9 protein-coding genes are annotated in these 10,304 nt (G+C 70.8%); 3 read left to right on the top strand and 6 right to left on the bottom strand.

The features are described 5' to 3' along the window. Positions 1–121 precede the first annotated feature (121 nt). From hflX to ACFWBT_RS38270, 3 genes are all read right to left on the bottom strand, one after another. Positions 122–1,618 (bottom strand): GTPase HflX, encoded by a 1,497-nt coding sequence (hflX, locus tag ACFWBT_RS38280; RefSeq protein WP_385708014.1) that lies wholly within the window; start codon positions 1,616–1,618, stop codon positions 122–124. Between the two features lie 267 nt (positions 1,619–1,885). Continuing rightward, complete coding sequence (locus ACFWBT_RS38275; protein WP_385708011.1) at positions 1,886–3,382, bottom strand: M1 family metallopeptidase; 1,497 nt, start codon at positions 3,380–3,382, stop codon at positions 1,886–1,888. Between the two features lie 128 nt (positions 3,383–3,510). Next, on the bottom strand, positions 3,511–5,706 hold the full coding sequence (locus ACFWBT_RS38270) for a RelA/SpoT family protein (RefSeq protein ID WP_385708008.1): 2,196 nt from the start codon (positions 5,704–5,706) through the stop codon (positions 3,511–3,513). A 290-nt stretch (positions 5,707–5,996) separates the two neighbouring features. Between ACFWBT_RS38270 and ACFWBT_RS38265 the strand changes: the two genes are divergently transcribed. Further along, a complete protein-coding gene (locus ACFWBT_RS38265) occupies positions 5,997–6,893 on the top strand; it encodes an IS982 family transposase (protein WP_385708005.1) in 897 nt (298 codons plus the stop codon). Positions 6,894–6,975: 82 nt separating this feature from the next. On the opposite strand, the gene dapF is transcribed toward ACFWBT_RS38265, so the two are convergent. From dapF to miaA, 3 genes are all read right to left on the bottom strand, one after another. Next, positions 6,976–7,845 carry a diaminopimelate epimerase gene (gene dapF, locus ACFWBT_RS38260; protein ID WP_385708003.1) on the bottom strand — a complete coding sequence of 290 codons (870 nt, stop codon included), beginning with the start codon at positions 7,843–7,845 and terminating at the stop codon, positions 6,976–6,978. A gap of 128 nt (positions 7,846–7,973) precedes the next feature. Further along, positions 7,974–8,513 carry a hypothetical protein gene (locus ACFWBT_RS38255; protein ID WP_385708017.1) on the bottom strand — a complete coding sequence of 180 codons (540 nt, stop codon included), beginning with the start codon at positions 8,511–8,513 and terminating at the stop codon, positions 7,974–7,976. Positions 8,514–8,620: 107 nt separating this feature from the next. Then, positions 8,621–9,559 carry a tRNA (adenosine(37)-N6)-dimethylallyltransferase MiaA gene (miaA, locus tag ACFWBT_RS38250; RefSeq protein WP_266763393.1) on the bottom strand — a complete coding sequence of 313 codons (939 nt, stop codon included), beginning with the start codon at positions 9,557–9,559 and terminating at the stop codon, positions 8,621–8,623. A gap of 182 nt (positions 9,560–9,741) precedes the next feature. On the opposite strand from miaA, the gene ACFWBT_RS38245 reads away from it, so the two are divergent. After that, on the top strand, positions 9,742–9,996 hold the full coding sequence (locus tag ACFWBT_RS38245; RefSeq protein WP_385708000.1) for a hypothetical protein: 255 nt from the start codon (positions 9,742–9,744) through the stop codon (positions 9,994–9,996). A gap of 24 nt (positions 9,997–10,020) precedes the next feature. After that, the gene (locus ACFWBT_RS38240; RefSeq protein ID WP_385707997.1) at positions 10,021–10,284 is read left to right on the top strand and encodes an antitoxin; all 264 of its coding nucleotides are present in this window, start codon (positions 10,021–10,023) and stop codon (positions 10,282–10,284) included. Positions 10,285–10,304 lie beyond the last annotated feature (20 nt).

Below are 10,304 nucleotides of genomic sequence, written 5' to 3'. Positions count from 1 at the left end.
ACGGACAGGCGCACGCCCACGGCGAAGGCCCGCCCCCTCGACAGGGGGCGGGCCTTCGGACATCCGGAACGGATGAAGTCGCCGAGCGGATGCTGACCAAGCAAGCGCCGAGCGGATGCTCCTACCGGAGCGCGGGCGCCGCGGCGTACGGTGCGAGGTCCGCCGCCAGCTCCTCGTGGACCCGCAGCTTGAGCAGCGTGCCCTCCGGGGTGTGCTCCTCGGAGATCACCTCGCCCTCGGTGTGGGCGCGGGCGACCAGCTGGCCGTGCGTGTACGGAACGAGCGCCTCGATCTCGACCTTGGGACGCGGCAGCTCGTTGTCGATCAGGGCGAGCAGCTCGTCCATGCCCTGGCCGGTACGGGCCGAGACCGCGATGGAACGCTTCTCGTTCCGCATCAGCCGCTGGAGCACCAGCGGGTCCGCCGCGTCCGCCTTGTTGATCACGACGATCTCGGGCACCTTGGTCGCGCCGACGTCACGGATGACCTCGCGCACCGCGGCCAGCTGCTCCTCCGGAGCCGGGTGCGAACCGTCCACCACGTGCAGGATCAGGTCGGAGTCGCCGACCTCCTCCATTGTGGAGCGGAACGCCTCGACCAGGTGGTGCGGCAGATGGCGTACGAAACCGACCGTGTCGACCAGCGTGTACAGCCGCCCGCTCGGGGTCTCGGCCCGGCGCACGGTCGGGTCGAGGGTCGCGAACAGGGCGTTCTCGACGAGGACGCCCGCGCCCGTGAGGCGGTTGAGCAGGGACGACTTGCCGGCGTTGGTGTAACCGGCAATGGCGACCGAGGGCACCTTGTTGCGGCGGCGCTCCTGGCGCTTGATCTCGCGGCCTGTCTTCATGTCCGCGATCTCCCGGCGCATCTTCGCCATCTTCTCGCGGATACGGCGCCGGTCCGTCTCGATCTTGGTCTCACCGGGACCACGGGTGGCGAGACCGCCGCCCTTGCCGCCGCCCATCTGACGGGACAGCGACTGACCCCAGCCGCGCAGCCTCGGCAGCATGTACTGCATCTGCGCGAGCGCGACCTGTGCCTTGCCCTCTCGGGACTTGGCGTGCTGGGCGAAGATGTCGAGGATCAGGGCCGTACGGTCGATGACCTTGACCTTGACGACGTCTTCGAGGTGGATCAGCTGGCCGGGGCTCAGCTCACCGTCACAGATCACGGTGTCGGCGCCGGTCTCGATCACGATGTCCCGGAGCTCATTGGCCTTGCCGGAACCGATGTACGTGGCGGCGTCGGGCTTGTCGCGGCGCTGGACGACGCCGTCGAGCACGAGCGCTCCCGCGGTCTCCGCGAGGGCGGCCAGCTCGGCCAGCGAGTTGTCCGCGTCCTGAATGGTCCCCGAGGTCCAGACACCGACGAGGACGACCCGCTCCAGGCGGAGCTGTCGGTACTCGACCTCGGTGACGTCCTCGAGCTCGGTGGAGAGGCCCGCCACACGGCGCAGCGCCGCGCGCTCGGAGCGGTCGAGCTGCTCGCCGTCCCGGTCTCCGTCGATCTCGTGGCTCCAGGCGACGTCCTCTTCCATCAGGGCATCGGCCCGAAGACCTTCGGGGTAGTTCTGCGCGGGATTCTGCGCGTCCTGGGAAGGGGAAGAAGAGGAGGTCATTGGATCCTTACGTAGCTGGGGACAACTGCGGGCCGACGAATGCCGTCCGTCACAGGGAACAACGCCCGAGGCCACCGGGAGATTCCCGGTTCCGGCCGGGCCAACCCTCCGAAGGGGGCCGCGCCGCCGGCTCGAAGATGGTCGCACGGTACGGCCCGTCTCGTCACGTGACTTATCGGGCCCAGCCACGCCCCGCGGGCATCGCGCTCGCGGGGTGCCGGTGCGCTCCCGGTCCCCTCGACGCACGCGCCCGCGGGCCCCGCCGCCTCACGCGTGCTTGCGCGCCTTGGGGGCGTCGCTCTTCCAGTCCGGGTGTCCCGGCATCGGCGGCGTCTTCGCCGCATAGAGCCACGCCTTGAAGAACCCGCTCAGATCGCGTGCGGCGACGGCGGAGGCGAGGTCCACGAAGTCGGCCGTCGAGGCCACGCCGTCGCGGTTGACGCTCACCCAGGTCCGCTCCAGGCGTTCGAAGGCCGGGCGCCCGATCTCCTGCCGCAGCGCGTACAGGGCCAGGGCCGCGCCGTCGTAGACGTTCGGCCGGAAGATGCTGATCTTGTGGCCGGGCTTGGGTCCCTTCGGCGCCGCGGGCGGACCGCCGGCGGCGCGCCAGGAGTCGGACAGGCGGTAGGCCGCCTTCATCCGAGCCGCCATCGGCTTGTTCGCCTCCTCCTCGGCGTACAGGGCCTCGTACCAGGTGGCGTGCCCTTCGTTGAGCCACAGGTCGGACCAGGTGCGGGGGCTGACGCTGTCACCGAACCACTGGTGGGACAGCTCGTGCACCATGATCGACTCGACGTACCACTTCGGGTACGCGGGCTCGGTGAAGAGATCCTTCTCGAAGAGCGAGAGCGTCTGCGTCTCCAGCTCGAAGCCGGTCTGCGCCTGGGCCATCAGCAGCCCGTACGTCTCGAAGGGGTAGCGCCCGACCTTGCCCTCCATCCAGGCGATCTGGTCGGGGGTCTTCCGGAGCCACGGTTCGAGCGCCGCGCGGTCGGCGGCGGGGACGACATCGCGTACGGGCAGGCCGTGCGGTCCCGCGCGGTGCAGCACGCGGGAGCGGCCGATGGACACCTGCGTCAGCTCGGTGGCCATGGGGTGCTCGGTGCGATACGTCCAGGTCGTGGCCCCGCGGGCCCGGTCGGTGCCCTCCGGCAGACCGTTGGCCACGGCCGTGTACCCCTCGGGGGCGGTGACGTGGATGGTGAACATCGCCTTGTCGGAGGGGTGGTCGTTGCACGGGAAGACCAGGTGCGCGGCGTCGGCCTGGTTGGCCATCGCGAGCCCGTCCTTGGTCCGCACCCAGCCGCCGTCCTGGCCCTTCGCGCTGACCGGATCGCTGGTGTGACGCACGGTGATGCGCAGCGGGCTCCCGGCGGACAGCGGTTCGGCGGGCGTCACGACCAGGTCGTCGCCGGCGCTCACGAAATCGGCGGGCGCCCCGTTGACCTCGACCGATCGCACCGTTCCGTGCGCGAAGTCGAGATTGACGCGGTCGAGCGAAGCGGTGGTCAGGGCGTCGATCGTGGTGACGGCCGTGAGCGGCTTGTCGTTGGTGCCGGGGTAGGTGAAGTCGAGGTCGTACGACTCGACGTCGTAGCCGGGGTTGCCGAGGGTGGGGAAAAGCCGGTCACCCACTCCCAGGGGCGAGGCCGGGTCCGGGGCGCTCGCGGCGATCAGACAGACGGAGACGGCCGAGGCGAGCAGGGCCGACGTGACACGGCGGCTCCTCGGGCGTACGGGCGTGGGGGCGGGGTTGAGCGGCATGGACCACCGCTACCAGCGCGCACGGGTCCCGCGGTGGCGACTCGCGCCCGTCCCACCCGAACGGGTCCGCAAGGAGGCTCATCGAGGCCGTGCCCGGTGGCCGGCGTGGGGCGCCCGGCGCCCGGTGTCTACTGTGCCGCCGTCGCCGGATGCTGGGCCCGGCTCACGTCGTACACGCCGGGCACATTGCGCATCGCGCGCATCAGCGCCTGGAGGCGCGCCGCGTCCGGGAGTTGGAGCGTGTAGGTGTGGCGCACCCGCTGCTGACTGGGCGGTTCGACGGTCGCCGAGACGACGGCGACCCCCTCCGCCGCGATGGCTTCGGTGAGGTCGGCGAGGAGATGCGGGCGTCCGAAGGATTCGGCGACCAGGGTGACGCGGCACTCGGTGGTGTCCCCCCAGCGCACACCGACCTCCGCGCGTCCCGCGCTCTTCATGCGCGCCGCTCCGGCGCACTCCACGCGGTGCACGGTGACCACTCCCCCGCGGACGGCGAAGCCGGTCACCTCGTCGGGCGGTACGGGCGTACAGCAGCCGGCCATGCGTACGGACGCGCCGGGCGGGTCGGCGACGGCGCTCGCGGGGCGGGCGACCTGGGCCTCGATGGGGCGGGCCGGGGCCTCGACGGGCGTCCTGGGGCTCGTGGCGGAGGTCCCGGACGTCTCCTCGTCGCCGGGTGCGGGGTGCGTGGCCATCCAGCGCTGGATGGCGATCCGCGCCGCGGCCGTGTGCGCGTGCTCCAGCCACTCCCTGGACGGCTCGGAGGCGGGGTCCTGGCCCATGAGGAGCTGAACCGTGTCGCCGTCCTTCAGGACCGTACTGAGCGTCGCCAGGCGGCCGTTGACGCGGGCTCCGATGCAGGCGTGCGCGTCCTCGCCGTACTGCGCGTAGGCCGCGTCGACGCAACTGGCGCCCTCCGGAAGGCCCAGCGAGCCTCCGTCGGCGCGGAACACGGTGATCTCGCGGTCCTGGGCGAGGTCTTCGCGGAGTGTCGACCAGAAGGTGTCGGGGTCCGGGGCGCCCTGCTGCCAGTCGAGCAGCCGGGAGAGCCAGCCGGGACGGGTGGGGTCGGCGCGCTCGCCGTCGAAGGGGCGGTCCCCGCCGCCGTCCGGCTGTTCCTCCGGCGGCGATGTGTAGGGATTGCCGAGCGCGATGACTCCGGCCTCGGCCACCTTGTGCATCTGGTGCGTGCGGATGAGGACTTCGGCGACCTGGCCGTCGCCACGGGTCACGGCCGTGTGCAGCGACTGGTACAGGTTGAACTTGGGGACGGCGATGAAGTCCTTGAACTCCGAGACCACCGGGGTGAGACAGGTGTGCAGTTCGCCGAGAACGCCGTAGCAGTCGGCGTCCTCGTTCACGAGCACCAGGAGGCGTCCGAAGTCGGCGCCGCGCATCGGGCCGCGCTTGCGCGACACGCGGTGCACGGAGACGAAGTGCCGTGGCCTTATGAGGACTTCGGCCTGGATGCCGGCGTCGCGCAGGACCACGCGCACCTCCTCCGCGATCTCCGCGAGCGGGTCGTCGTCGCGGCCGGCGTTCTCGGCGATGAGCTCCCGCGTGTGCTCGTACTCCTCGGGGTGCAGGATCGCGAAGACGAGGTCTTCCAGCTCGGTCTTGAGCGCCTGCACACCGAGGCGCTCGGCGAGCGGGATCAGCACGTCGCGGGTCACTTTGGCGATCCGTGCCTGTTTCTCGGGGCGCATGACACCGAGGGTCCGCATGTTGTGCAGCCGGTCGGCGAGTTTGATCGACATCACCCGGACGTCGTTGCCCGTCGCGACCAGCATCTTCCGGAACGTCTCCGGTTCGGCGGCGGCGCCGTAGTCGACCTTCTCCAACTTGGTGACGCCGTCGACGAGATAGCAGACCTCGTCGCCGAATTCCTCCCGTACCTGATCCAGCGTCACTTCCGTGTCCTCGACGGTGTCGTGGAGCAGGGAGGCGGTCAACGTCGTCGTCTCGGCGCCCAGTTCGGCGAGGATCAGCGTCACGGCGAGCGGGTGCGTGATGTACGGCTCGCCGCTCTTGCGCATCTGGCCGCGGTGCGAGGACTCCGCGAGCACGTACGCCCGGCGCAGAGGCTCCAGTTTGGCGTCCGGATGGTGGGCGCGGTGCGCGTCCGCCACATGCCCGATGGCGTCCGGCAGCCGGTCGCGGGTCGCGGGCCCGAGCAGTGCGGCCCGCCCCAGGCGGCGCAGGTCGATCCGGGGGCGCGCCTTCCTGCGGTGCGCCGGGGTCGCCCCGGGCTCCAGCGAGGGCGAGCGCTCGGGGGCGGGCATTGCAGGGCCTGGCGTCGCGGGATTCGTCGCCTCCGCACTCATGGGCACCTCCGGCTGCGTAAGACCGGCGGACGGGTGCCCCATGGCGTACTCGGCTCAGGGGATCGTGTAGGTCCCCCGTCCGGGCCGGTGCTTGATGCTACCGAGCCCACCACGCCCGGTTGACCGCCTCTCGCCGAGCGTGAAACGGATCACCCATTCGAGCGAAGGTTTTGGGGTTTACGGTTTCGAACTTTCGGAAGGGACGGCACGGACGTACGGCGTCGCAGCACTAGACGAGTAGTTCCGAATGCGGGGTTCTCAGACGGAGGGAGGGTGTCCAACATCGGGTTGTGACGACCGATTTAGACACCCTCTTGACGGCACTGTACGTGCATGTCGATGACCGTTTGAAGACCCCGCGGTGGCGTGGACGTCCGCCGCGGCTGACCGATGCCGAGCTGGTGACCCTCGCGGTGGCCCAGGCCATGCTGGGCTTCCACTGCGAGGCACGATGGCTGCGCTTCGCCCACGCCCACCTGAACGGAATGTTCCCGTACCTGCCCCAGCGCCCTGCCTACAACAAGCGGCTGCGAGCCGCTCTGCCCCTGGTCAAACGGGCCATCCGGTCGCTGGCCGCAGACACCGACCTGTGGCTGGACGATGTGTGGATCGTGGACTCCACGCCCGTGGAGTGCGCCCGCTCCCGCGAGACCGTCAAACGCTCCGACCTGGCCGGCTGGGCCAACTACGGCTACTGCCGCTCGCACTCCCGTTTCTACTGGGGCCTGAAACTGCACCTGGTGTGCACCCCGGCCGGACTGCCCGTCACCTGGGCCCTGGCCGACCCCAAGATCGACGAACGGCAGGTCCTGGCCGCCCTGATCGACGGCGAACCGCATCTGGCAGCTTCCCGGCCGGGGCTGCTGATCCTGGCGGACAAGGGCTACATCGCCGCCGAACTCGACCGCTTCCTCGCCGCCCGCGACATCAGCCTGCTACGGCCGTCCTACCGCAACCGCGGCACCCCACAGCCCGCAGAAGCCCTGCTCAAGACGGTGCGCCAGCTGATCGAGTCGGTCAACGACACCCTCAAAGGCCAGCTCGATCTGGAACAGCACGGCGGGCGCACCATCGACGGCGTCGGAGTCCGGGTGGCCCAGCGGATCCTGGCGATGACCTGCGCGATCTGGCACAACCGCACCATCGGCGCACCCATCACCAGGTCACTGATCGCCTACGACCACTGAGCCACATAGGAACTACTCGTCTAGTCGCGGCGAGGTCGCGGCAATAGGGGGACAGATCGCGCCCGTCCTCCGGCCGCTCGACTCAGCGTCGCGCGTCGTCCAGCCACTCCGCGTCGATCTCGCCCTCGGCGACGATCACCGCGGGGCCCGTCATCTCGATCTCGCCGTCCGCGCGCTCGGTGATCACCAGGCGTCCGCCGGGCACGTCGACGGTGTACGTCGCCGGGGTGCCGGTCACGGCGGGGTCCGCGTGGTCGCGGCGGGCCGCGGCGACGGCCACGGCGCACGCGCCCGTGCCGCAGGAGCGGGTCTCGCCGGAGCCGCGCTCATGGACCCGCAGGGCGACATGACCGGGTCCCCGGTCGACCACGAACTCGACGTTGACCCCGTCCGGGTAAGCCGACGCCGGGGTAAACGGCGGCGGCGTGAACAGATCGCCGGCGTGCGCGAGGTCGTCCACGAAGGCGACGGCGTGCGGGTTGCCCATGTTCACGTTGCGTGCGGGCCAGCTGCGCTCGCCGACGCTCACCGTCACTTCTCCCCCGGGGAGGAGTGCCTTGCCCATGCCGACGGTGACGTCTCCGTTCTTGGCGACGTGCACGGTCTTCACACCCCCGCGCGTGGCGACGGCCGTATCTCCTTCGACCACATACCCGGCGCGCTGGAGGTAGCGGGCGAACACACGCACTCCGTTGCCGCACATCTCGGCGACCGAGCCGTCGCCGTTGCGGTAGTCCATGAACCACTCCGCCTCGGCCGCCAGGTGCCGGGCCTCGGGGTGCGCGGCGGACCGTACGACGTGCAGCAGACCGTCGCCGCCGATGCCCGCGCGGCGGTCGCACAGCGCGGCGACAGCGGTCGGGGGCAGGTCGATGACGTTCTCAGGGTCCGGGACGATCACGAAGTCGTTCTCGGTCCCGTGGCCCTTGAGGAAGGCGATCCGCGTGCTCATCCCTCGATCGTACGGGGTCGGCACGACAGTCCGGGCAGCGCGGGGCGGGGGCGGCTACGGCACCCACGTCCACGTCGGGCCGGGTGACCGGGGCCGGGTCCGTGACCCGGCGGACCGGGCCGGCGGAGTCAGCGCAGTCGGGCCACGCGCCACACGGCGAGCACCGCCACCGCGGCGACGACCACGACGTACGCGATCACCACACGCCAGTCCGGGCGGCGGCCGGAGCCGCGCGGCGGGAAGCCGGGCAGGGCGTAGCCGACCCGGCGGGCGGCCATCATGCCCCAGCCCGCGGCGCACGAGCAGATCAGCAGGCCGAGCATGGCGACCACGGCACCGCCGTCACCGAACTCGAAGGCCAGCGGGAAGGCGAACATCAGCGAACCGGTCGCGGCCAGCGCCACGATGGGCGCGAGCTGCCAGATGCGCAGTCGGCGCTGCGGGCGCAGCTCGACCTCGACCTCCGGTTCCGGGGACATCTCGCCGGGAGCGGGGCCGTCGGCGATCACCCCGTCGGGGGTCTCCTCGGGGCCGTCGGAGCTCAGGCGGTCTCCGCCCAGCTCCGGCTCGACGCCGGGATCGGCGTCCGGTTCGATGCTCAGTCGGACTCCGTCCGGATCATCACCGTACTCAGTGCCTCGTGCAGTGTCGCGAGGGCCGGCCTCCATCGCCACGCGCCCTCCCAACTCGGACTTCACTGGTCGATCGAAGCTCGATGATGGCACGGCACCGGAGGCCCGGATGACGGCCGGAGCGTCCCGATGCCATGACGTGATCAGGCTGTGACCGGTCGTTCGACCAACGCCAGTGCGAGTTCCGGGAGTTCTGTGAGATCCGCCGCAGCCCCACTGAGCCAATGCACCCGCGGGTCGCGCCGGAACCACGAATCCTGACGGCGCGCGAAGCGCTTGGTGGCGCGAACGGTCTCGGCGCGGGCCTCGGCATCGGTGCACTCCCCGGCGAGCGCCGCGAGGACCTGCTGGTACCCGAGCGCGCGTGACGCCGTGCGCCCCGCGCGCAGGCCGTGCGCCTCCAGGGTGCGCACTTCATCCACGAGCCCGGCCTCCCACATCCGGTCCACCCGGCGTGCGATGCGCTCGTCGAGCTCGGGGCGCGCCACATCGACACCGATCTGGAGGGTGTCGTACACGGAGTCGTGGCCGGGCAGATTGGCGGTGAAGGGCTTGCCGGTGATCTCGATGACCTCGAGCGCCCGGACGATACGGCGGCCGTTGCTGGGCAGGATCGCGTGCGCGGCCTCGGGGTCGGCCATGGCGAGCCGCGCGTGCAGCGCTCCGGAGCCGCGCAGGGTGAGCTCCTCCTCCAGGCGGGCGCGCACCTCGGGGTCGGTGCCGGGGAACTCCAGGTTGTCGACGGCCCCTCGGACGTACAGCCCGGAGCCGCCCACCAGGATCGGCCAGCGCCCCTCGGCGAGCAGCGCGTCGATGCGGGCGCGGGCGAGCCGCTGGTACTCGGCGACGCTGGCGGTGACCGTCACGTCCCAGATGTCCAGGAGGTGGTGCGGGACGCCGCCGCGCTCATCGGGCGTCAGCTTGGCGGTGCCGATGTCCATCCCTCGGTACAACTGCATCGAGTCGGCGTTGACGACCTCGCCTCCGAGACGCCTGGCGAGGAAAACGCCCAGATCGGACTTTCCTGCGGCGGTCGGTCCGACGACGGCGATGACCCGGGGGGCGGGGGGTGCGCTACTCACGGTCCCAGTCTCGCAAACCCCCGGCCCTCTCCTCCAACGAGCTACGTGACGCCGTGGGTCCGAGTTCGTTGCCTGATGCGAGGTTCCCGCCTCCGGTTCCGAGAACCGGTGACCCGGGCGACGCAATGGGACGCACCGGGCGACGCGGAATTTCGCCTTCACGAGTAACGTATGGAGCGGATATGGGCGTTTTTGCACGACTTCTCCGGAGGTCAAAGGCTGCGGAGGAGGCGTCACCCGCCGAGGTGGAGACCGCCGTACAGCCGGACGGCACCGAGGCGGAGGCGGCGGTGGCGGCAGAGGGTTCGTCCGAGAACGAGGGCGAGGCGACGGCGGGGACCGCCGGGACCGACACCGCGGAGGACGTCGACATCCCCAAGCAGCAGACCGCCGAACAGGCCGCCGACAACGAGGCCGGCGAGGGCGCCCGCACATAACTGTCCCGCGAGGGAAGGCGAACCATGGGTCTGATGGACAATCTGAAAGCCAAGCTGGAGCCCGCCAAGGACAAGGTCTCCGGGCTCGCGCAGCAGCACGGGCACAAGGTCACGCACGGCCTCGACAAGGCCGCGAAGGTGGTCGACGAGAAGACCAAGCACAAGTACAGCGGCAAGATCCAGACGGGCACGGGCAAGGCCAAGGACGCCATGGACCGCCTCGCGCACAAGGACGGCGGCGGGGCCACGCCCCCACCGGACATGCCGACGCCGCCTCAGACATCCTGAACGACCCACACATCGGCGGC

It is taken from the genome of Streptomyces sp. NPDC060027 (assembly GCF_042737005.1).
Lineage (GTDB): Bacteria > Actinomycetota > Actinomycetes > Streptomycetales > Streptomycetaceae > Streptomyces.
This window is presented reverse-complemented; position numbering and strand designations above follow the sequence as displayed.

What these genes read in the sequence shown, in the direction of transcription:
- ACFWBT_RS38275 (WP_385708011.1), bottom strand. Translation starts at nt 3,382, where the DNA reads ATGCCGCTCAACCCCGCCCCCACGCCCGTACGCCCGAGGAGCCGCCGT.
- ACFWBT_RS38255 (WP_385708017.1), bottom strand. Translation starts at nt 8,513, where the DNA reads ATGGAGGCCGGCCCTCGCGACACTGCACGAGGCACTGAGTACGGTGAT.
- dapF (WP_385708003.1), bottom strand. Translation starts at nt 7,845, where the DNA reads ATGAGCACGCGGATCGCCTTCCTCAAGGGCCACGGGACCGAGAACGAC.
- ACFWBT_RS38240 (WP_385707997.1), top strand. Translation starts at nt 10,021, where the DNA reads ATGGGTCTGATGGACAATCTGAAAGCCAAGCTGGAGCCCGCCAAGGAC.
- ACFWBT_RS38245 (WP_385708000.1), top strand. Translation starts at nt 9,742, where the DNA reads ATGGGCGTTTTTGCACGACTTCTCCGGAGGTCAAAGGCTGCGGAGGAG.
- ACFWBT_RS38270 (WP_385708008.1), bottom strand. Translation starts at nt 5,706, where the DNA reads ATGAGTGCGGAGGCGACGAATCCCGCGACGCCAGGCCCTGCAATGCCC.
- hflX (WP_385708014.1), bottom strand. Translation starts at nt 1,618, where the DNA reads ATGACCTCCTCTTCTTCCCCTTCCCAGGACGCGCAGAATCCCGCGCAG.